The organism is Rhizobium sp. BK312, from assembly GCF_014193605.1.
GTDB lineage: Bacteria > Pseudomonadota > Alphaproteobacteria > Rhizobiales > Rhizobiaceae > Rhizobium.
In genome coordinates this window covers 91,238-111,059 of the sequence record NZ_JACHZP010000005.1, presented here as the reverse complement: position 1 = coordinate 111,059, position 19,822 = coordinate 91,238, and the positions used below count along the sequence as shown (strand labels likewise).

At 62.1% G+C, this 19,822-nt stretch carries 20 protein-coding genes; 10 read left to right on the top strand and 10 right to left on the bottom strand.

From position 1 onward, the window contains the following. Positions 1–71: 71 nt before the first annotated feature. Positions 72–1,601 carry an FAD-dependent monooxygenase gene (locus FHT85_RS15375; RefSeq protein ID WP_312861349.1) on the bottom strand — a complete coding sequence of 510 codons (1,530 nt, stop codon included), beginning with the start codon at positions 1,599–1,601 and terminating at the stop codon, positions 72–74. 209 nt (positions 1,602–1,810) lie between these two features. Here FHT85_RS15375 and FHT85_RS15370 point away from each other — a divergent pair, with 209 nt between their 5' ends. Beyond that, on the top strand, positions 1,811–2,437 hold the full coding sequence (locus tag FHT85_RS15370) for a TetR/AcrR family transcriptional regulator (protein ID WP_112412780.1): 627 nt from the start codon (positions 1,811–1,813) through the stop codon (positions 2,435–2,437). Positions 2,438–2,560: 123 nt separating this feature from the next. Here FHT85_RS15370 and FHT85_RS15365 read toward each other — a convergent pair whose 3' ends face one another. Beyond that, positions 2,561–3,457, bottom strand: a complete 897-nt coding sequence (locus FHT85_RS15365) for an SDR family oxidoreductase (protein WP_112412781.1) — start codon at positions 3,455–3,457, stop codon at positions 2,561–2,563. A 93-nt stretch (positions 3,458–3,550) separates the two neighbouring features. On the opposite strand from FHT85_RS15365, the gene FHT85_RS15360 reads away from it, so the two are divergent. Continuing rightward, entirely contained in the window at positions 3,551–4,384 is an 834-nt protein-coding gene (locus FHT85_RS15360) for a helix-turn-helix transcriptional regulator (RefSeq protein ID WP_112338454.1), read from the top strand. A 245-nt stretch (positions 4,385–4,629) separates the two neighbouring features. Beyond that, positions 4,630–5,568, top strand: a complete 939-nt coding sequence (locus FHT85_RS15355) for an NmrA family NAD(P)-binding protein (RefSeq protein ID WP_183774180.1) — start codon at positions 4,630–4,632, stop codon at positions 5,566–5,568. Between the two features lie 16 nt (positions 5,569–5,584). Here the strand turns inward: FHT85_RS15355 and attM are convergent, their stop codons facing one another. Further along, positions 5,585–6,376 (bottom strand): N-acyl homoserine lactonase AttM, encoded by a 792-nt coding sequence (gene attM / locus FHT85_RS15350; RefSeq protein ID WP_112412782.1) that lies wholly within the window; start codon positions 6,374–6,376, stop codon positions 5,585–5,587. A gap of 128 nt (positions 6,377–6,504) precedes the next feature. Between attM and FHT85_RS15345 the strand changes: the two genes are divergently transcribed. Further along, positions 6,505–7,389: a LysR family transcriptional regulator gene (locus FHT85_RS15345; RefSeq protein ID WP_246780015.1), complete on the top strand. Its 885-nt coding sequence runs from the start codon at positions 6,505–6,507 to the stop codon at positions 7,387–7,389. On the opposite strand, the gene FHT85_RS15340 is transcribed toward FHT85_RS15345, so the two are convergent. Beyond that, complete coding sequence (locus FHT85_RS15340) at positions 7,386–8,696, bottom strand: MFS transporter (RefSeq protein ID WP_112412784.1); 1,311 nt, start codon at positions 8,694–8,696, stop codon at positions 7,386–7,388. The two genes, FHT85_RS15345 and FHT85_RS15340, sit on opposite strands and share 4 nt — an antisense overlap. Positions 8,697–8,805: 109 nt before the next feature. Between FHT85_RS15340 and FHT85_RS15335 the strand changes: the two genes are divergently transcribed. Further along, positions 8,806–9,258 (top strand): winged helix-turn-helix transcriptional regulator, encoded by a 453-nt coding sequence (locus tag FHT85_RS15335; RefSeq protein ID WP_112338457.1) that lies wholly within the window; start codon positions 8,806–8,808, stop codon positions 9,256–9,258. A 26-nt stretch (positions 9,259–9,284) separates the two neighbouring features. On the opposite strand, the gene FHT85_RS15330 is transcribed toward FHT85_RS15335, so the two are convergent. The 4 genes from FHT85_RS15330 to FHT85_RS15315 all read right to left on the bottom strand — a co-directional run bounded on the left by FHT85_RS15330 (position 9,285) and on the right by FHT85_RS15315 (position 12,085). Further along, positions 9,285–10,166 (bottom strand): NAD(P)/FAD-dependent oxidoreductase, encoded by an 882-nt coding sequence (locus tag FHT85_RS15330; RefSeq protein WP_112412785.1) that lies wholly within the window; start codon positions 10,164–10,166, stop codon positions 9,285–9,287. Then, positions 10,163–10,612 carry an RrF2 family transcriptional regulator gene (locus FHT85_RS15325; RefSeq protein WP_112412786.1) on the bottom strand — a complete coding sequence of 150 codons (450 nt, stop codon included), beginning with the start codon at positions 10,610–10,612 and terminating at the stop codon, positions 10,163–10,165. The genes FHT85_RS15330 and FHT85_RS15325 overlap by 4 nt, the downstream gene beginning before the upstream one ends. Before the next feature lie 69 nt (positions 10,613–10,681). Next, on the bottom strand, positions 10,682–11,287 hold the full coding sequence (locus FHT85_RS15320) for an isochorismatase family protein (protein ID WP_210293711.1): 606 nt from the start codon (positions 11,285–11,287) through the stop codon (positions 10,682–10,684). A gap of 48 nt (positions 11,288–11,335) precedes the next feature. Then, positions 11,336–12,085, bottom strand: coding sequence for a sulfite exporter TauE/SafE family protein (locus FHT85_RS15315; RefSeq protein WP_112412788.1), 750 nt, complete (start codon positions 12,083–12,085; stop codon positions 11,336–11,338). Between the two features lie 98 nt (positions 12,086–12,183). Here FHT85_RS15315 and FHT85_RS15310 point away from each other — a divergent pair, with 98 nt between their 5' ends. The 4 genes from FHT85_RS15310 to FHT85_RS15295 all read left to right on the top strand — a co-directional run bounded on the left by FHT85_RS15310 (position 12,184) and on the right by FHT85_RS15295 (position 15,938). Further along, positions 12,184–13,065: a LysR family transcriptional regulator gene (locus tag FHT85_RS15310; protein ID WP_112412789.1), complete on the top strand. Its 882-nt coding sequence runs from the start codon at positions 12,184–12,186 to the stop codon at positions 13,063–13,065. Positions 13,066–13,149: 84 nt separating this feature from the next. Further along, positions 13,150–13,956: an alpha/beta fold hydrolase gene (locus tag FHT85_RS15305; RefSeq protein WP_112399430.1), complete on the top strand. Its 807-nt coding sequence runs from the start codon at positions 13,150–13,152 to the stop codon at positions 13,954–13,956. Positions 13,957–14,091: 135 nt separating this feature from the next. Beyond that, entirely contained in the window at positions 14,092–15,213 is a 1,122-nt protein-coding gene (locus tag FHT85_RS15300) for an alkene reductase (RefSeq protein ID WP_112338464.1), read from the top strand. After that, a complete protein-coding gene (locus FHT85_RS15295; protein ID WP_112412790.1) occupies positions 15,210–15,938 on the top strand; it encodes an SDR family NAD(P)-dependent oxidoreductase in 729 nt (242 codons plus the stop codon). The genes FHT85_RS15300 and FHT85_RS15295 overlap by 4 nt, the downstream gene beginning before the upstream one ends. Before the next feature lie 33 nt (positions 15,939–15,971). On the opposite strand, the gene FHT85_RS15290 is transcribed toward FHT85_RS15295, so the two are convergent. Beyond that, positions 15,972–16,265 (bottom strand): hypothetical protein, encoded by a 294-nt coding sequence (locus FHT85_RS15290; RefSeq protein ID WP_112338553.1) that lies wholly within the window; start codon positions 16,263–16,265, stop codon positions 15,972–15,974. 152 nt (positions 16,266–16,417) lie between these two features. Here FHT85_RS15290 and FHT85_RS15285 point away from each other — a divergent pair, with 152 nt between their 5' ends. Beyond that, positions 16,418–17,485 (top strand): LacI family DNA-binding transcriptional regulator, encoded by a 1,068-nt coding sequence (locus tag FHT85_RS15285; protein WP_112412791.1) that lies wholly within the window; start codon positions 16,418–16,420, stop codon positions 17,483–17,485. Here FHT85_RS15285 and FHT85_RS15280 read toward each other — a convergent pair. Next, the gene (locus FHT85_RS15280; protein ID WP_112412851.1) at positions 17,482–19,668 is read right to left on the bottom strand and encodes a mechanosensitive ion channel family protein; all 2,187 of its coding nucleotides are present in this window, start codon (positions 19,666–19,668) and stop codon (positions 17,482–17,484) included. The two genes, FHT85_RS15285 and FHT85_RS15280, sit on opposite strands and share 4 nt — an antisense overlap. Positions 19,669–19,822: the final 154 nt, after the last annotated feature.

Sequence of the window (19,822 nt, the reverse complement as noted above, 5' to 3'; positions counted from 1 at the left end):
TTGTATAATTATGGATCGTTGGCGTTGTCAAGAATAGATGATGAAAGAGCGGGCCGAGTTCGGCCGAAGAGCTACGCTTCCCCGAACCAGCGAGATGCGGCATCGGCGGCGGCTTCAACGTCCGGCTCTGTCTCGCAGACCCAGGTGACGACACCATCGGGCCGCACGAGCAAGGCACCCAAGCCAAGCCGATCCCTGACGTCACTGGCGAGATAGGCAATCCGGTCACTCCAACGATCGGCAAGCGCTTCAAGCGATGCGCTGGCATCGAAATCGAGCAGCAGGCCTCCGCCTGCTCTCAGAAGATCGCCGACCCTTTTCCCATCAGCCAATTCGAAATCAGGAGCGCTGCGGCCGACGAGCGGATGGCTGCCACCGAGATCATAGCGGAGAGAAACGCCCCAGACGCGTTCGGCGAAATAGGTTGCGCCATCACGCGTGTCGATCAGATCGCGGATGATGGCTTCGAGGGCACGCGAGCTCCGGCTCGGCCGGATGAGCGCCACCTGCGCACGTGACCAGTCGAGCACCTGCGCTCCGACGGGATGCCGCTCGCTGGAATAGGTATCGAGCAGGCTGTCCGGCGCATCGCCACGGATCACGGCGGCAAGCTTCCATCCAAGGTTCATCGCGTCGCCCAGACCAAGGTTGAGGCCCTGGCCGCCCAAGGGGGAATGGATGTGCGCGGCATCGCCGGCAAGCAGAACGCGCCCTCTGCGATAACTGGTCGCCTGGTAGGCGCGGTCCGTCCATGTGGTGGCAAGCTTGAGCGCCGTTAGAGTGACTTCGGTGACGGAGATACGGCGCAGCACCGACTGCACATGCTCGAGCGTGATCGGCTGGGTCCGGTGGAAAGCACCGCCGTCGAAGTCGACCATCGCGATCGTCGCGGGCGGCGAAAAAGTGTACATGCCCGTCGCGGTGTAGTGGCGGCCTGTTTGAAGCTTGCCCGGGTCTGCGATCTCGACGTCAGCAGAATAGCCGGTAAATTCGGGATCGGTGCCGACAAATTCGAAGCCGCCAGCCTTACGAACGATGCTGCGGCCGCCGTCGCAGCCGACGAGCCAGTGCCCACGAAAGGTCTCGCCTCCGGCGCAGACGGAGACACCTTCATCCGACTGCTCGAAGCTCTCGACGCCGAAGCCGCGGCTGATCTCGACGCCCATCGCCTCGGCGCGAGCGGCCAGGATCGTTTCGAGGCTTTCCATCTCGACCATCATGCTGGTGCCGGCCGGGCTTGGCAGGCGATAGGGCCATTTCGAGGCATCGATATTGTCATGGAAGAACTGGATACCGGCAAAATGGCCGCCGGGGCGGCCCGGCTGATGCATCCAGTGCGCAGCCGATGCGGCGCGATCGCCCGAACCGTCCTTCGGAGTTTTGGGTGCAGCGATATCGCCCAGCAGGCCGCGACGATAGAAGGCTTCGATGGTCGGCGCCGAAAGGCCGCGCATGCCGAAGGGAAGGCGCTTCAGAGGCGAGCGCGGATCCTCGGCCTGCTCCAGCACCAATACGGAGAGACCGGCGAGACGCAGCTCACAGGCGAGAAACAAGCCGACAGGTCCGCCGCCGGCAATCAGGACATCATAAATCAAGAGAATTCCTCAAGCGAGCAGCGCCGCAAGGGCGCCAGACATTCCGGCTTCCAGGAGCCCCAGCCGGCGCGAGTCGGTGGAAAAAGCCAATCTCCATTCGAGCGGGCGACGGTGCCGTCACGGGAACAGCCATAAAACCTGTGCCAATTTCACCGATTTTGTGATCGCAATATTTTTACACTCGGTATAAATTTACTTATGGTATAAATATCTTCATGTCAAATCGAATCAAACTCCGGGACCGTAAGAAGGAGATGACGCGTCAGGCGATCTCCAACGTCGCAACACGCCTGTTCGTCGAACATGGCTTCGACAAGGTTTCCGTCGCCGACATCGCTGACGAAGCAGAAGTCGCCAGGAAGACGGTATTCAACTACTTCCGCCGCAAGGAGGATCTGGTTTTCGATCGCGAGGATGAGGTGCGCGAGTTGGTGCGCAAGGCGATTGCCGACCGCGGCCGAGCGCCGCCGGTGCGCGCCTTCCAGGCGCTGATGCGGGAACTGGTGGAGACGCAGCATCCCCTGTTCAGGATCACGGAGCGGCCTATCGCGTTCTGGCGCATGGTGGCGGAGAGCCCGGCACTGACGGCGCATGCATGCGGACTGCAGGTGAGCCTTGCCGGCGATCTCTCGATAATGCTGTCCGACGCCGTGGGCCGGCCCGCTTCCGATCCAGAGGCGCGGCTCGCCAGCACCATGTTGATGGCGACGCTGGTGACCGCCTATGGCGAGGCGCTGCGCGCCTTTCGCCAGAACGGAAAGCCCGACGCCGCTCTGCTAGGCATCATGGACCGCGGCTTTGCCGGCGTTGACGCAGCACTTGCGGGCACGCCCTACATCTGACCCTTGAAATTTCCGGATCGCAGCCTGAAACGATGAAAACCCGGCCGAAGGGTCGGCCGGGTTTTCGAATACATGCTCAGCCAGACTTCGATCATCCGCGGACCGTGGCCGATGGCACCGGCATTACGCTGCGGAAACCTGCAGCTCTGCAAGATCCTGAAGCAGCGTCGGACCTTTCGGCTCCCAGCCTAGCGTCTGGCGCGTCTTGGCGCTGGAAGCCGGCATGTCATGTCCCGCGAACAGGGCGAGCCAGCCGAAATAATCCTGCGCCTCCTCCTTGGCGACGGACTTGACCGGCAGGCTCAAGCGCCGCCCGATGGTCTCGACGATATCGCGCATGGGCACGCCTTCTTCGGCGGCGGCGTGATATTTGGCGTTCGGCTCGGCCCGTTCCACGACGAGGCGATAAAGACGGCCGACATCGGTAAAATGCGCCGCCGGCCAGCGGCTTGATCCATCTCCGACATAGGCGCAGACACCCTTTTCCCGGAATATCTGGATCAAAGGCGTAATGAGCCCCTGGCTGACCGGATCATGCACCTGCGGGAGGCGCACGACCGAGACATTGACGCCGATTTCACTCGCCAATATCCCGGCTTCCTCGGTGGCGGCACGCGGATGCTTGTCGGAGCGGACGATCGGATTATCTTCCTTCGCGGGCTCGCCCGGCACCGTGTTGGCGATCGGCGTGCCCGACGTAATGACCAGAGGGCGCGCGGAACCGGCAAGCGCCGAGGCGAGCGTTGCGATGACTCGACGATCATCCTCGCAATTCTGGGCGAATCTCGTGAAGTCATGGTTGAAGGCAAGGTGGATGACGCCGTCGGATTGCGAAGCGCCGCTTTTCAGGATGGCCGCATCCTCGATCGTGCCGTGAAGGACTTCGGCGCCGGCAGCGGCGAGGGCGACCGCCTTTTCCTTCGAGCGCGAAAGGCCGAGCACCTGATGGCCTGCACCGATCAATTCCCTGACGACATGCGAGCCGACATTTCCGGTCGCACCGGTAACGAATATACGCATATGCACTGTCTCCTTATTTCGTCGGAGACAAATCTGTGCCTATCGTTTATTCTGGTAAAGTAGTGACCTTATCATAGTAAAGACACTAACAGGATGACCGATCTCATCGAAACCGAAAGCGCGCTCGGGACCTATCTGAGGGACCGCCGCGCGAAACTCGACCCATCCGCCCTGGGATTTGCCGGCGAACGGCGGCGCACGCCTGGACTACGGCGCGAGGAAGTGGCGCAGCGCGCCAATATCAGCCCGACCTGGTACACATGGCTGGAACAGGGCCGTGGCGGTGCGCCTTCCGCCGACGTGCTCGACCGGATCGCCCGCGCGCTGATGCTGACGGAAGTGGAGCGCGAGCACCTGTTCCTGCTTGGCCTCGGGCGTCCGCCGGAAGCGCGCTATCGCAAGAATGATGGCGTTACGCCGCGGCTGCAGCGCGTGCTCGATGCGCTGGAGCCGAGTCCCGCCATTATCCGGACCGCCACCTGGGACGTCATCGCCTGGAACCGGGCAGCACCCGTGATGCTGATCGATTACGGATCGCTGCCACCGGAAGAACGCAACATTCTGCGCTATATCTTTCTCGATCCGCGTGCGCGCGCCGTGCAATATGACTGGGAAAGCGTCGCCCGTTTCGCCCTGGGCGCATTCCGTGTCGATGCAGCGCGCGCAGGCGCATCGAGTGAGATCGAGCCTTTCGTGGCGGAACTTTGCCGCATCAGCCCGGAATTCAGGGCCATGTGGCGCGAAAACGATGTTCCTGGCACCCACACCGAAGCCGTCAAACACATACGCCATCCCATCCTCGGCCCGCTGGCATTCGAATATTCGGCCTTTTCGGTCGATGGCCGGACGGATCTCAGCATGATCGTCTACAATCCGGCAACGCCTGACGATGCCGAGAGGATCAGGTCGCTGCTGCCTCAGCCGTAAGTACTGCGTCGCGCGCGGGTACCTATCTATTGACAGCATCCGTGAAGCCGACCTAGATATCGTCCGTCGAAAATGGCTGGCTTGGTCTCGGTAGGCCCAGGCCCTTCTCCCTCCATGGAGAGGCTCTGTTCCGCGCTTGCGCGGATACCCCGACAGTCCCTGCGCCTCGTGCGCGTTTCGGGTCTGCGCGGTGGTAGCCATTTGACGATGCTCCCTCGGCAGACCATGTTCGAAGGAGCCGTTGTATGTCCATGATCGATCGATCCAAGCCTATCCTCGTCTATCTCGCGGCCGGCGTTCAAGGTAGCGCCGTCGTCCACGCCGCGTTGCAGCGTGGCCTCAAGGTTCGGGCGCTTGTGCGAGACCGGGAGCGCGCCGCCGCACTCTTGCCCCCTTGTGTCGAGCTTGCTGAAGGGGATCTTCGCGATGCCGCCTCGCTTCGCGCCGCCAGCACCGGCATCAGCCATGCCGTGCTGCAGATTCCGATCGGATCTCAGGGGGACATGCGTATCCAGGCCGACAACGCGATATCGGCTTCGCTCGGATCCGGCATGAAATCCATTGTGCTGAAGCTTGCGAGCGCCAGCCGACCAGCGCCTTGCGAGGAACCGAGCTTCGCCGCCAACGCCATGATCGAAGACATTATCCGCACGTCAGGCCTGCCCTTCGCCACAGTTCGCCCCACAATGTACCTCGACAATCTCTTGAAGCCTTCGGCGCGCAAGGACATCATTGAACATGGGATCTTTGCGCCACCGATTGCCGAATCCCAGCGGATCGCCTGGACCTCGGTCGAGGATTGCGCCCGTGCCGCTGTTACTGTTCTGGAACGGGGCATTGTATCAGGCGATCATCGCATCGCCGGGCCGGAAAGCGTTGATGGAAACGAGCTTGTCACGCGCATCGGTGCGGGGCTTGGTCGCCGGATTGCCTATCGCCAGCAGCCGCTCGACGAATTCGAGCGGGATGTCGATGCGGCGATGGGGCCGGGAACAGGGCGCCGCGTCGCCTCGAAATTCCGCTTCTTCGCATCGCATCCGGAACAGGCGGATGCCATGCTGGCCGAGCCCTTCAGGCCGCGAGCCGGCCTGGAGGATTTCCAGCCGACGGGCGTCGAGGAATGGGTTCGTCAGCATCGAGCACAGTTCTTCAATACGGAACAAGCGCCATCAAGTCGGGGCTGATCGGCGGAATGCGCCTTCAATCATAATAGGCCGGGGCGTGCTTGAACCGAGGCCACGCCTCGGGATCATGCCCCGTGACCACCAGCGCATCGGTCTGTTCGGCAAGCGCACGCAGCTTGCCGACGGATCGCACCGTGTCGACGGCGGACGCCATGAAGCCGGGGAGCGCTTTTTCGTTCCAATGATCGAGCGTATAGGCGGCATCGATCGCCAGCAATATCGCGCCTGCGTTCGACAGCTGCACGAGAAAGGATTGATGGCCGACGCTATGGCCCGGCGTGAAGATCATCCGCAGCACGCCGTCGCCATAGAGATCGTAGCCATCGGTCGCGTCGCCCTCCAGGAAGCGCCATTTCAAGCCGGGACGGTCGAAATCACGACGGACATAGGCACCGGTAGCGAACCAGTCCGGCGCAAAGGCATAGTCATATTCGCGACGTTGGGCGATATGGGTCGCGTTCGGGAAACGGCCGATAGCGCCACTGTGGTCGGAATGCAGGTGGGACAGCACGACGAAGCGGATGTCTTCACCGGATATGCCGATCTTTGCTAGCTGCGCGACGCATCCTTGCTCTTCGGTCATCACAGGCTGATAGCTATCGATCACATCGCCCCAATAGCAGCGCGGATCGGTCAGACCTTCCGCAGCCAGTCCGCCATCGATGACGACATTACCCTTCGGATGCGTCAGCAGAAACCAGGGAACCGGGATTTCGCAATCGGCGTCTCCACCCTGATTCATCCTGATATCGTGCGCCTTGCAGCGCTGCGTGCCCGATTGAAACATGTAAAGCCTTATATCGCTCATGAGCCTGACCTGTGGTTGCTGTTTGAGTGCCGTTTTCGGCGATCGAATGCTTCTCTACTAGAGGGCATCATCCACTTACATTTATCGGCTGAGCCGATATATTGGCGCGTATGGATCTGTTGGTGGCGATGCGTGTCTATGTGAGGGTGGTGGAAAGGGGCAGCATGTCGGCCGCCGCCCGCGATCTCGGTATGGGCCAGCCTGCCGTCAGCGAGCGCATTGATCGGCTGGAGCAATATCTCGGCACGCGGCTGCTGCACAGAAACACCCGCAAGCTTTCCGTCACTGATGTCGGCGCCGCCTTCTACGAGCGCAGCAAGCAAGTTCTCGAAAGTGCCGACGATGCCCTGACGGTCGCGAATGGCGATCAGTCGCTCCGCGGTACGCTCAGGATCGCAGCGCCGCATGGCGTCGGCGAGGTCCTGCTGCCATCGATCCTGCTGCAGATGCGCAAGCGCCATCCGCTGCTAAAGATCGAGCTGATCCTCAACGACAGGATCGTCGATCCCGTGACGGAGGGCGTCGATATCTCGCTGCGTCTCGGCGATCTTGGCGAAGGCAGCTTCATTGCCCGCAAGCTCGGCCATGTCGGCCGTGTGCTCGTGGCCTCGCCTGCCTATCTCGATGAGCATTGGGTGCCAACGATACCCGACGAGCTTGCCGACCACCCCTTCCTGCGGGTCTCCGGGCTCTTCAACGGCGGACGGCTTCCGTTGATCGGCCCGGAGGGACGGACCGAACTTGCCCCTATCGATATTGTGCTCAGCACCAGCCATTGGCGGCCGCTGCACCGCTTGCTGCTGGATGGAGCCGGCATTGGTGTCCTGCAGGAGCCGGTCTGCGCGGAGGATCTGGCGACCGGTAGGCTGATTCGCCTGCTGCCCGAGCTCACCGTGCCGGGATTCGATCTGCATACGCTCTATCCGGCAATAAGGCCGGCTCCGCCCCGGATTCGAGCGGTGCTCTCATTGTTGGAAGAGCAGCTGGGCTCGGCTTCCCCGCCGGAAAACTAGCTATTTTTGTGATCGACGCTCCGTGTCGCCACCTCAGGCGTTGCCCGCAAGGTCAGCGCCCAGAAGAGAAGCGTTGTGAAGCTTATAACCCCACCCGAGATGCAGACGCCCGTCCAGCCGGCATGAGCATAGATGATGGTCGCCGTCGAGGAGCCGACGGCGCTGCCGATGGAGTAGAAGACCATGTAGGCGGCGGTCAGCCTATTCTGCGCATCAGGCCTGACGCGATAGATCATGCCTTGATTGGTGACGTGCACCGCCTGCAGGCCAAAATCGATGACGAGGACACCGAGGATGAGCCAGAGGATCGAGCGATCCAGCATCGAGATTGGTAGCCAGGCAAAGAGCATGAGAACAAGCGCGATGCCTGTCGTGCGCTGGCCATGGCCACGGTCGGCCCAGCGCCCCGCCCTGATGGCGCCGAGCGCACCCGCGGCACCGGCAAGGCCGAAAAGGCCGACTTCGGTGTGGGATAGGGAGTAAGGCGGCGCGGTCAGCGGCAGCACGAGCGGCGCGAGCAAGGTCGTGATGTTGGCGAAGATCAGCGTGGCGATGATCCCGCGGATGCGCAGGACCGGCTCCTCGACAAGTAGGGTGCCGAGCGAGCGGATGAGACCGAAATAGGAGAGTCCGCTCCTCGGCTTCTCCTGCCGCGGCAGCGCGCGCCAGAGGAGAAGCGCAATTACCAGCGTCAGTGCGGCTGAGACAATGTAGACGGTCCGCCAGCCGGAGAGGTCGGTCAGCATTCCCGCGACGCTACGCGCCAGCAGGATGCCGAGGACGATGCCGCTTGTGACCATGCCGACGATATGGCCGCGCTCGGCAGGTTGCGCCAGGCTCGCCGCATAGGCAACGAGCGCCTGTGTGACCACGGCCAGAAAACCAACCGCGGCCATGGAGGCAAGCAGCATCGCGGCACTGGACGAGAAGCCGACGAAGACGAGTGCTGCCACACTCAGCAGCGATTGCACGATGATGAGCTTGCGCCGGTCGACAAGGTCGCCGAGCGGCACCAAGAGGATCAGGCCGAGCCCATAGCCGAGTTGCGTCGCACCGACGATGAGGCCGGCAACCGTGCGCGACAGCTTGAGATCATCGGCCATGACATCGAGAAGCGGGTGGGCGAAATAGGCGTTGGCGACAGCAAGGCCGCTCGCGACGGCAAATAGGAGAATCGTTGCTCGCGTCAGCTGCGAATTGGCCTCTCCCGAGTATTCGGCACCCTTGGACGAACCCTCTCGTGAGGAATGAGGGCGCAGAATGTCCTTCGCGCTGCCGGCCGGCGGCGCGTCCTGATCGATCGTCATTGCAAAACTCCCGATTCTTCGGTTTAATAATGAAACCAACAATCGAGTAACATCATTGGTTTAATCATGCAACCATTCCTACTAGCAAAAGACTGGAAGGGCTAAGGCGATGGTCGCGCGGAAAAGCCTGAAGGGTGATTATTGTCCGAGCGCACGGTCGCTCGACGTGATCGGCGACTGGTGGTCGCTTCTGATCGTGCGCGACGCCTTCGACGGGCTGACGCGCTTCGGCGAGTTTCAAAAGAGCCTGGGGATCGCCAAGAATATTCTCACCGAGCGCCTGCGCACGCTTGTCGCGAGCGGCATCCTGGAGCTTGTGCCAACAAGCGAAGGCGGCACGCGCATGGAATATCACCTGACAGCGATGGGAAAGGATCTCTTCCCGGTGATGGTGGCATTGCGGAAGTTCGGCGAGCGCCATCTCTTTGCACCGGCCGAGGAACATTCGCTGCTGGTGGATCGCGCCACGGGACAGCCGGTGCAGCTCGACATCCGGGCACAGGACGGCAGGTCCATCGGACCGGATGAAACGGTTATCGTGAAGGTGCCGGAAGGCGAATAGCGCAAGTATGTCTTCCGAAACCGGGCTTAGAACACCAGCGAACGATGCAGCTGCGCGCCCGCCCAGGCACCATCGCCGACCGCGAGCGACACCGAATGCGGGATACGGGCAGCGTCGCCACAAGCGAAAGCGCCTGAGATAGTCGTTTCTTTCATGGCATCCGTCTGGATCTGGGTGCCGAAAGGCGTTTCCTCGATCGCGCAGCCGAGCCGCTCGGCAATCGGGCTCGAGGGCGACACGCGCGATGCGGTAAAAAGGCCGGCAAACGGCAGCAGCCGTCCATCGGTTAGCCGAACATCGGCCTTTCCTTCCAGCCTTGCGATGGGTGCCGCCTCGATCGTGACGCCGCGCGCGGCGAGATCGGTACGCTGTGCCCCATCCGGAACAAAGCTGCCGTTGAGGAAGAGCGTCACCTCGCCCCATTCCGGCAGCAATTGCGCCTGATGCAGCGACATCGGGCCGGTGGCGATGCAGCCAATACGGCCCTGACCGAGTTCGTAGCCGTGACAATAGGGGCAATGGAACACGCTCTTGCCCCAGCGTTGGCCGAGGCCCTCGATCTCGGGCAAGGCATCGGAGACGCCGGTCGCGAAGAGAAGGCGGCGGCCATCATGGCGCGTGGCATCTGCCATGGTCACGACAAAGGCATCCTTCTCGCCCTCGGCCTGTTCGGCCGTGCCCTCGACCCAGGTCAGCGTCGGATAGGCGGAAAGCTGTTCGCGCGCCTTGCGGGCGATCTCGCCGGGGTTGATGCCATCCTGGCCGAGAAAGCCGTGGGATTCCTCGGCGAAACGATTGCGCCGCTTGCCCGCGTCGATGACCAGCACCTTGCGGCGGGCACGGAGAAGCTGGAGGGCGGCCGCCATTCCGGCGTAGCTGCCTCCGATGACGATGACGTCGTGGCTCATGACGGGGTCCTTTCTGAGCGCCACTGCGCATGACGCCGCGCAAATTCGCCGGCGAGATCGGCCAGCGTGACGTTTTCGAAGCGCTGGAGGAGCAAGGCTTCGGCTTCGGCAAAAGCATCATCGAGGACGGAATTGACCGATTGCTCGACCAGACATTCTGGCGTCTCGTTGCGATTGCCGATGGCAAAGACGGCAGGCTCGCCGAGCGCTTCGTGCAGCTGGCGCAGCGTGACGCTTTTGAGATCGGCCGCAATAGTCCAGCCGCCGGTATGCCCCTTGGCGGAACGGACAATGCCCACCTCGCGCAACAAGCCCATGGTGCGGCGCACGACGACCGGATTGGTGTGCATGCATTGCGCCAAGGTTTCGGAGGTCAGCGGCCCCTCCTGCTCGGCCATATGGAGCAGAGCGTGGAGAACGGAGGAAAGTCGGCTATCGCGTTTCATGTAACTTCAATTATTACGATTCGACGCGACATTCAAGAGCGGCCTGCATTGATGAGGCGAGACCTGCGACTAAGCCCGCTCTTTGAAACGAACCTCGCGTGCCGAAGCGCAGATCTTGATCTCGTCGCCGAGCGACCATTCCGCCGCCCTTGCCGCCATGGCTGCGGGCACGCCCTGCGAACCCGGCCCAGCGGGAACATCATAGGTGGCGTGCGCATCATGCGGCAGCAGCACGCCATAGCCGCGCTCAAGCGCCGCCCGCGCCGTTGCGGCAACGCACATTTCCGAGAGCACGCCGCATATCACCAGATCCTTCACGCCGAAGGCTGTGAGAATGGCGTCAAGATCGGTGCCGTCGAAGCCGTCATCCTCCGTTTTCCTGATGACCACTTCGCCTGATAGTGGTGGAAAATGGAGTTTCCATCCCGACTGAAACGGCTCATCCAGCGCGCCCGCCGGACCATCATTCTGCAGGAAAATCACGGGGGCCCATGCTGACCGCGCCTTGTGTAGCAAGACCTCCACCGCCGACCTCAACATGGCGTAGCCCGGAACTGCACTTGGGCCTTGTACGAAGGCCTTCTGGACATCGACGACCAGCGCGGCATCGGCCAATGGATTGTTATCGGAAATCTCTCGCTGCTCTTCTTCCATCAATCCTTCAGATCCTGCCATGAAACAAACTCCATATGGGTGCGCACCGGGCAGCCCGGCAAGACTGCCTCAGAAAGAGGCCTTCATCACCATCTCTGCGCCAAGCACCAGCAGACAAATCAGAAACCAGCGGCGGAAAGTGGCAGGACTGACGCGATTGCGAATGATCTGGCCGGCCCACATGCCGGCAAGTGCCGGGACGACCGCGAGGGTAGAGAGCGCGAGATTGTCGATGCGGAAGGCGCCGTGCCAGGCAAGCGCTGCGGCCAGTGCCACGGTGGACACGGTGAAGGAAAGGCCGAGCGCCTGAACCAACTCCTCCTTCTCCAGTCCGAGCGACTGCAGATAGGGTACTGCCGGCACGACGAAAACACCGGTCGCCCCTGTGAGCAGACCGGTGACCCCGCCGACGAGCGGCGATAGCAGTGGCTCGAACCTTGCGGGCACATGCAGTTGACGGGCGAACAAAGCATGGCCGGCATAGACGATGAGCGCCGCACCCAGCGCAGCGTTCGTCGGACGCGTATCGTCGGCGGCAAGAAAATATGAGCCGGCGAAGGTTCCGATGACCACGGCAAGAACCAAGAGAAGGAAACGACGGGCAAGTGAACCAAAACTAGGGCCGGCCAGCAGCTGCCAGGCATTGGTAACGGAAGACGGGACGATCAGCAGGCTGGCCGCGACGAGCGGCGAGATCAGCGCGCCCAGCACGCCCATCGCCACGGTCGGCAGCCCCATGCCGGTGACGCCCTTGACAGTGCCGGCGACGAAGAAGGTCGCGAAGATCGCCGCGACGAGCCATATCGAATGATCCATCATGCCTTTTCAGTAGCAGAGACAAAGACCGGCACAATGCGGATGATGCGAAGCCAGCCTTCGGCTTTTCCGAAGGCTGGAGATGCGATACTCTTCAGCCCATGCGCTTTGATCTGACCGACCTTCGCCTGTTCCTCGCCGTCGTCGATGCCGGCAGCATCACGCATGGAGCCGCCGATGTCGGGCTTTCGCTGCCGGCCGCCAGCGAGCGGCTGCGGGATATGGAGGTGAATGGCGGCGTAAAGCTGCTGGAGCGCGGGCGACGCGGTGTGAGCCCGACGCCCGCCGGCGAAGCGCTAGCCCATCATGCCCGGTTGATCCAGCGGCAGCTCACGCAGATGCGCGGCGAGCTTGGCGAACATGCCAGCGGCTTGCGCGCTAGCGTCCGGCTTCTCGCCAACACCGCGGCGATTGTCGAATACCTGCCGCCGCGCCTTGCCGGATGGATGGCCAGGAACCCGCGAACGGACATCGATCTCAAAGAGCGCCAGAGCATCGAGATTGCCCGGGCCGTTTCGTCCGGGCTGGCCGAGATCGGTATCCTGTCGGACGCGGCCGATACCTCCGGCCTGATATTGCGGCCCTTCGCGATCGACAGGCTCGTGGTGGTGATGTCTCGCGACCATGCGCTCGCGCCGTCAAAGCAGATCGCTTTTGCAGAAATCCTGCACGAGCATTTCGTCGGGCTCGCAGGCGGAGCGCTGCAGGATCATATCGACGCGCAGGCCGCCCGACTCGGCAGCCGATTGAAAATGCGGGTGCGGATGCGGACATTTGAGGCCATTTGCGAGATGGCAGGCCGGCGCATCGGCATCGGCATCGTACCCGAAACGGCAGCACGACGCTGCAGCCGATCCGCGAAAATTGCGGCCCTCCGTCTCACCGACCGGTGGGCGACGCGTCGGCTTTCGATCTGCGCCCGCTCCCTCGAAGAGCTGCCATCGCCCGCCCGCGATCTTTTCGAGCACCTAGCAACGATATGACCGTAGCCTGTTGAAAAGACGCGCCGGCATCGACTAGTCTCGCCGCATGGCTGTCAAGAGGAGACGGCACAATGGGAGGTGGGTATGGAATTTCACGATGATGAGCTTCATCGCTTCGAAGCCGAAGGGGCCGCGCCCTTGCCGCAAACCGAGGTGGAAGGCCATGTCGATCATGATGGCGCGCGTATCTGGTACGCTTCCTATGGCAGCGGCGCACCGGTGATCCTCCTGCATGGCGGGCTCGGAAACAGCGGCAATTGGGGCTATCAGGTGCCGGCGCTGATCGACACAGGCCATCAGGTTATCGTCATCGACAGCCGGGGCCATGGCCGCAGCACACGCGACGAGCGACCATACACGTATGAGCTCATGGCCTCCGACGTTCTCGCCGTCATGGACAGGCTGAAGATCGACAAAGCCGCCATGGCCGGCTGGAGCGACGGCGCCTGCATCGGCATGGTGCTTGGAAAAACCCATCCGGAGCGCGTTTCCGGCGTCTTTTTCTTTGGCTGCAACATGGATCCGAGTGGCACCAAGGAATTCGTGGCGACGCCGATCATCGAGCGCTGCTTCTCCCGCCATACGAAGGATTACGCAGCTCTTTCCGCCACGCCGGATAGGTTCGATGCCTTCGTCGAGGCTGTCGGCCTGATGCAGCGGACCGAGCCGAACTACACCATCGCCGATCTCGCCGAGATCAATGTGTCTGTTGCCATCGTGCACAGCGAGCACGATGAGTTCATCAAGCGCGAACACGCCGATTATCTTGTCCGGCATATTCCCGGGGCAAAATTGATCTTTCTGCCCGGCGTCAGCCATTTTGCACCGCTGCAGCGGCCGGCGCAGTTCAACGCAGCTCTGCTCGCCTTCCTCGCTCGGACTGCCGCCTGAGATCAGATTCAGTTGCGCATGTCCGATCGTTGGAATAAATGATGACCATCATCTTATTCGAACTCCCGAGACCGAATCGCCGCTGACAGGCCCTTCCGCCCCGGGGAGCAATTTGGCTCCAGGCAGGAGAATTTTATGACAGCCACTTTGTTTTCGCCTCTTTCCATTGGTCCTTACGAACTCGCGCATCGCATCGTCATGGCGCCGCTGACCCGCATGCGGGCGAGCCAGCCCGGCAATGTGCCCTCGGCTTTGAATGCAGAATATTATGCGCAGCGCGCCAGCGAGGGTGGGCTCATCATTTCCGAGGGCTCGCAGATTTCACGCGCCGGACAGGGCATGCCGGCAACGCCGGGCATTCATACGGCCGAACAGATCGCCGGCTGGAAGGCAGTGACGGATGCGGTTCATTGCAAGGGCGGCAAGATCTTCCTGCAGCTCTGGCATGTCGGCCGCATCTCCCATTCCTCGCACCAGCCTGATGGCGCTCTGCCGATTGCTCCTTCGGCCATCGCCGCTCAGGGACAGGCCTTCACGGCCTCCTTCGAGCGCGTGCCCTTCGAGACGCCACAGGCGATCGATATCGACCTGATGCCGCTTTTGATCGACGTCTATGCTCAAGCCGCCGCCAATGCCAGGGAAGCCGGCTTCGACGGCGTCGAGATTCATGGCGCCAATGGCTATCTGATCGAGCAGTTCCTGCAGGCGCGCACGAACCAGCGCACCGACCAATACGGCGGCTCGATCGAGAACCGCACGCGGTTGTTGCTCGAGGTGGTCGAGGCGGTTTCCGAAGTCTGGGGGTCGGATCGCGTCGGTGTCCGCCTCTCGCCCTTCGGCATCGCCAATGACAGCGGCGAGGACGATCCCTTACGCCTCTATGGCCATGTCATTCGCGAACTGGACCGGCTCAACCTTGCCTATCTGCATCTGATCGAGCCGCGCGCCAGCGGTGCCGGCCAGGCCGAGGTCGACCATAAGAACGTGCCGTCGGCTGCGGAATTGTTCCGGCCCGCCTGGTCCGGCACGTTGATCGCCGCGGGCAATTTCCGGCCTGATACGGCTGAAGCGGCACTTGCCGCGGGCCATGCCGATGCCATCGCCTTCGGTCGCCTGTTTATCGCCAATCCCGATTTGCCGGAGCGCATTCGTCGCGGTGCTCCCCTTAATCCCTATCATCGCCCAACGTTCTATGGCGGCGGTGCCGTGGGTTACACCGACTATCCGACGCTGAAGGCCAGGGAGGCTGCCGAATGAGCACGCCAAGCGCAATTATTGTCGGAGTGGGTGCCGAGCAGGGTCTGGGTGCGGCGCTCTGCCGGCTTCTCGCGGACAAGGGCTATCATGTCGTCGTTGCAGGCCGGACCGCAGCGAAGATCAATCAGGTGGCCGCTACCATCCAGGTAGTCGGCGGCAGTGCCGAGGCGATCGAAACGGATGCGACGGATGAAGCCGCGGTCATCCGGCTATTCGAGCACGCCTTTACCACTCGGAACGACATCGCTCCGCCCGATCTGGTCGTCTTCAACGCTGGCATCAATCGCCAGATCGGCTTCCGCGACCTGACGGCCGCCCAATTCGAAGAATTCTGGCGCATCTGCTGTTTCGGCGGTTTCCTCGTCGGGCGCGAGGCTGCGCGGCATCTGGCGCCGCTTGGCCGTGGCACCGTGATCTTCACCGGCGCTTCCGCCAGCTTGCGCGGTAAGGCAGGCTTTGCGCAATTTGCCGCCGCCAAGGCCGGTCTTCGCATGATCAGCCAAAGCATGGCACGCGAATTCGGTCCCCTCGGCCTTCATGTCGCTCACACCATCATCGATGGCGGCATCGACGGGGAACGGCTGCGCTCGCGTCGGCCGGATGTGGACGCCGATGGGCTGTTGAATATCGACGCCATCGCCGAGAGCTACTGGCATATCCATCGTCAGCATCCTTCGGCCTGGACGCAGGAGCTCGATCTGCGCCCTTACAAGGAAAATTTCTGAGGCTCGAAATTTCGCGCGCTCCATGGCGTAGCTCTAGCAATTCCGCGACAAAGCCTTGGCGATCGCGAGAAACTTCGGGTCTTCTAGCCCATTGCGATGCCGGATCTCGGCTTCGTTTTCGGTGTCAGACGCGTCGCTCGGAATCGTAAAGGACCATGCCGAGGGATGTTTCCGGCGGCGGCGGAAAATGTTTGCCAGTCGACCCAGCAAACCTTGCCGGCCGGCCCCGCCCTTGTCCTCCGGTGAAGGCGGCTCGACTGCATCCGGATTGCCCGGATCGCCCCATCGATCATCATAGAGATCCTTGAAGAGATAATTAGTCAGCATCGGTTTGCCTTTCATTTTGAATCGATTCAATTATAGCTTACTTTGCCTTCTTGAATCGGTTCAATAATAGACCTTAAAACTGCACCGTCAAGAAGAATTGAACCGATACAACTTCGTTGCTAGTATCCGCCGGAAACATAAGGAGCATTTCATTGGCTAAGGGCACCATCAGGCTCGCGGATGTCGCTAAGGCGGCAGGCGTATCGCAGGGGACCGCCTCTAATGTTTTCAACCGGCCCGAAGTGGTGCGCGAGGAAGTGCGTGAGCATGTGCTCGCGACAGCCAAGCGGCTCGGCTATGCCGGGCCGAGCCTGACCGGCCGGCTGCTGCGGGCGGGAAAGGTCAATGCCATCGGCGTCGCCGCGGTCGAGCCGATTGCCTATTTCTTCAATGACCCTTGGGCCAGGGCTCTGCTGGCCGCGGTTTCCCGCGTGTGCGATGCCAGCGGCACCGGTTTGGCTTTGGTCTCGGCCAAGGACCGGCAGACGGTGGACTGGAACATCAAGAGCGCATTGGTGGATGGCTTTATCCTGCTCTGCGTAGAGGGCGGGGAGAAACTGGTGCAGTTGACGCGCGAGCGGCAATTGCCCTTCATCGCGCTCGCCTTGAATGACGAGGACCCGTCGATCCCTTCGATTAGCGTCGACAACGTGGGAGGCGCGGCCGTTGCGGCGCGGCATCTGGCGGAATTGGGCCACAGGCGTTTCGGCGTGCTCGCAACAGAACTTTCGGACGACAATGTGGGGCCGGTCGGAATTGCAGAGATCGAACGCGGGATCTATTCCACCTCCCGCAATCGCGCACTCGGTTATTGGCAGGCGCTCGAAGCATTCGGGATTGGCCGCGAGGACGTGCCGATCTATGAGACGCTCAACGACAAGCCAAGCGTTGAAGCCGGGCTGAACTACCTGTTTTCCCTGCCCGAACCGCCGACTGCGATCCTCGCCATGTCCGACAACATCGCGCTTCTGGCGATCAACTGGCTGCGGGCGCGAGGTCTCTCCGTGCCGCAGGACGTCTCCGTCATCGGCTTCGACGGCGTGCCGGAAGGCGGCATGGTAGAGCCCGGCCTGACGACGATGGCCCAGCCCTTTGCCGAGATCGCGGAACGCGCGGTGCAGGCCGTTCTTCACGATGCCGTGCCGGCCGAGCGCGAGATGATCGGCGTCACGCTGATCGTGCGCGGCAGCACGGCGGCGCCGAGACCCGACCGGATCTAACCTGCCTGCTGCGCGCCATCCACATTTGCCGCCCGCATCTCGATAAGCTGCCGGGCAGCGGCGGCAGCGGCGTCCTTGTCGCTTGCCACCTGCACGGTGGGGAAGGCGAACTGGATGCCGTTTTCGTCGAAGGACTGCTTGATTAAGGCCAGCGCGCTGCGGCGGATGACGGAGAGCTCGTCGGGCTTGGCGGTGATCGCCAGCCTGATCTCGATCGCGAAATCACCGAACTGTTCGACGCCTTTCATCTTCAGCGTCTGGATGATGCTCGGCTTCAGGTCCTCGTCTTCGAGCAGGCGTTGGCCGATATCCTTGACGACGCGCTTCAGCTTCACGAGATCGGTATCGTAGGTGACCTTGACGATGATCTTATCGATCGCCCAGTCGCGGTTCATGTTGTTGACCGCACCGAGCGAGCCGAAGGGGATCGTCGCCAGCGGGCCGCGCTGGTGGCGCAGCTTGACTGAGCGCAGGCTGAAGGATTCCACCACGCCCTTGTAGTGGCCGCTTTCGATATATTCGCCGATACGGAAGGCATCGTCCCAGAGATAGAAGACACCGCTGATGACGTCCTTGACGACGGTCTGCGCACCAAAGCCGACCGCCACGCCGACGACGCCGGCGCCGGCGATCAGCGGCCCGATCTGAACACCGAGGCCCGACAGCACCATCATGACGGCGATGATGCCGATGACGACGGCAAGGATGTTGCGGAAGATCGGCAGCAGCGTCTGCAGCCGGGCGCGGCTCGCCCTCATCTCATCCGATTCGCCGGCGGCCGGCAGGGATTGCATGACTTTGCCGTCGATATAGGTTTTCGCCAGCTGCCAGACGAGATCGGCAACCAGAAGGATGATGATGCCGCCGAGAATGCCACGAGCGATACGGCCGACATTCGATTCACTGCCGCTCATCATCGCATGCGCCTCGACCCCCAGCATGTGGCCGAGCCATAAAGCCGCAAAGGTAATGATCAGCGCCCGCAAACCGCGGTCGAGCAGCACAGCCGCGATCTTGCCGGCACCGAAAATACCGTCGGCCGCATCATGCAGAGCCCCGATCGCCTGCGTGGATATCGACAGGACGCGCGGCAGCAATATCGCATAGATGCCGATCCACAAAAGGCCATCGAAGCCGGCCACCCAGAGACACCAGAGCACCACGAAGAAAATCGTCAGCAACCAGGAAATGGTCTTTGCCCCACGGCTTTCCGCCGGGAGCGGCCTCGACCACACGGCAGCCGTGGCGATCAGGAACAAACCGATGCCGAGCGTGTAGCCGATGAGGTCGCGCGCACCTGCGGAAAAGTCCAGCGACGTGACGGCCTGTATGATCGCCCAGCCGCAGGCGAAATAAATGGCAAACAGTGTGCATCGCCGATACCAATATGATGCGACGCGCCGCCGCTCGGCGATGCGGGCGGCCCCGCCGTCCTCATCCAAAACATCATTGGCGCGGCGCATGGCGATCAATTCCATCACAAGCTTGCCGATGGAGATCGCCAGCCTGATCGATACCATCGCGATGACGCAGGCGATGGCGAAATTTTCGATGACCGGCGGCCAATCGAAGGCAAGAAGCGGAACGAGTGTCACCAGGCCATGGATGATGGCGGGCACGACGCCGCCCAGAAACTGGAAGCGCGCTGCCTGCAGTTCCGTCTCGGTACCGGCAGCCCTCTCGGTGCGCTGCATATGCCTGGTGTTGATGAAACGGGCAACGGCGAGTTCGGCCACCAATCCGAGGAAGAACAGGAGGACAATCTGAACGATGATGCGCACGAGCCCGACCGACTTGCCCTCTCCCTCCAGCTTTTCCGATGCGGTCATGACCTCATAGGGCAACGTCATCGCAGCGCCGGAGACCAGCTCGAGGTGATGCCGCGTGTGGCCGAGCATGCCCGACAGAACCGACATCTGATTGCCGTCGGCGGGAGCCGGATCGGTGGCGGGTGCGGGTTTATCGCTGGCGGACGCAGGCTGACTGTTGAGCTGCGTGGTAAGCCACTGCCTGACATCGGGCTCGTTCAGCAGCTGGATCAGCTCGCGAACCTTGTCGGGCGGCGGAGTTGTCGGCTGCGGTGCGGCCGCATTCTGAGCGAAGACCGCCATGGGCACAGCCAGTACGAAAAGACAAAAAAGCAGGCCTCCGATCGTCCACCTGCCGCCCCTGACATTCCTCATCTGCGCTGCCCTTCTTGCCATCGGACCATCCGGCCCGCTCCTGCAGACTATACGCGTTTTTGACACGGGCAAGCAGGCACTTACGGCTCCTAATCCTGATCATGCCGCCATTGCCCCGCAACGGCTGTCGCGCTAGGTTCTGCTGCAATACCGT

Excerpts from the sequence above, each read along its gene's own strand:
- FHT85_RS15320 (WP_210293711.1), bottom strand. The coding sequence starts at position 11,287 with ATGGCAGGATCTGAAGGATTGATGGAAGAAGAGCAGCGAGAGATTTCC.
- FHT85_RS15365 (WP_112412781.1), bottom strand. The coding sequence starts at position 3,457 with ATGCGTATATTCGTTACCGGTGCGACCGGAAATGTCGGCTCGCATGTC.
- FHT85_RS15300 (WP_112338464.1), top strand. The coding sequence starts at position 14,092 with ATGACAGCCACTTTGTTTTCGCCTCTTTCCATTGGTCCTTACGAACTC.
- FHT85_RS15345 (WP_246780015.1), top strand. The coding sequence starts at position 6,505 with ATGCGTGTCTATGTGAGGGTGGTGGAAAGGGGCAGCATGTCGGCCGCC.
- FHT85_RS15330 (WP_112412785.1), bottom strand. The coding sequence starts at position 10,166 with ATGAGCCACGACGTCATCGTCATCGGAGGCAGCTACGCCGGAATGGCG.
- FHT85_RS15295 (WP_112412790.1), top strand. The coding sequence starts at position 15,210 with ATGAGCACGCCAAGCGCAATTATTGTCGGAGTGGGTGCCGAGCAGGGT.
- FHT85_RS15370 (WP_112412780.1), top strand. The coding sequence starts at position 1,811 with ATGTCAAATCGAATCAAACTCCGGGACCGTAAGAAGGAGATGACGCGT.
- attM (WP_112412782.1), bottom strand. The coding sequence starts at position 6,376 with ATGAGCGATATAAGGCTTTACATGTTTCAATCGGGCACGCAGCGCTGC.
- FHT85_RS15360 (WP_112338454.1), top strand. The coding sequence starts at position 3,551 with ATGACCGATCTCATCGAAACCGAAAGCGCGCTCGGGACCTATCTGAGG.
- FHT85_RS15310 (WP_112412789.1), top strand. The coding sequence starts at position 12,184 with ATGCGCTTTGATCTGACCGACCTTCGCCTGTTCCTCGCCGTCGTCGAT.
- FHT85_RS15280 (WP_112412851.1), bottom strand. The coding sequence starts at position 19,668 with ATGAGGAATGTCAGGGGCGGCAGGTGGACGATCGGAGGCCTGCTTTTT.
- FHT85_RS15355 (WP_183774180.1), top strand. The coding sequence starts at position 4,630 with ATGTCCATGATCGATCGATCCAAGCCTATCCTCGTCTATCTCGCGGCC.
- FHT85_RS15290 (WP_112338553.1), bottom strand. The coding sequence starts at position 16,265 with ATGCTGACTAATTATCTCTTCAAGGATCTCTATGATGATCGATGGGGC.
- FHT85_RS15335 (WP_112338457.1), top strand. The coding sequence starts at position 8,806 with ATGGTCGCGCGGAAAAGCCTGAAGGGTGATTATTGTCCGAGCGCACGG.
- FHT85_RS15340 (WP_112412784.1), bottom strand. The coding sequence starts at position 8,696 with ATGACGATCGATCAGGACGCGCCGCCGGCCGGCAGCGCGAAGGACATT.
- FHT85_RS15325 (WP_112412786.1), bottom strand. The coding sequence starts at position 10,612 with ATGAAACGCGATAGCCGACTTTCCTCCGTTCTCCACGCTCTGCTCCAT.
- FHT85_RS15315 (WP_112412788.1), bottom strand. The coding sequence starts at position 12,085 with ATGATGGATCATTCGATATGGCTCGTCGCGGCGATCTTCGCGACCTTC.
- FHT85_RS15305 (WP_112399430.1), top strand. The coding sequence starts at position 13,150 with ATGGAATTTCACGATGATGAGCTTCATCGCTTCGAAGCCGAAGGGGCC.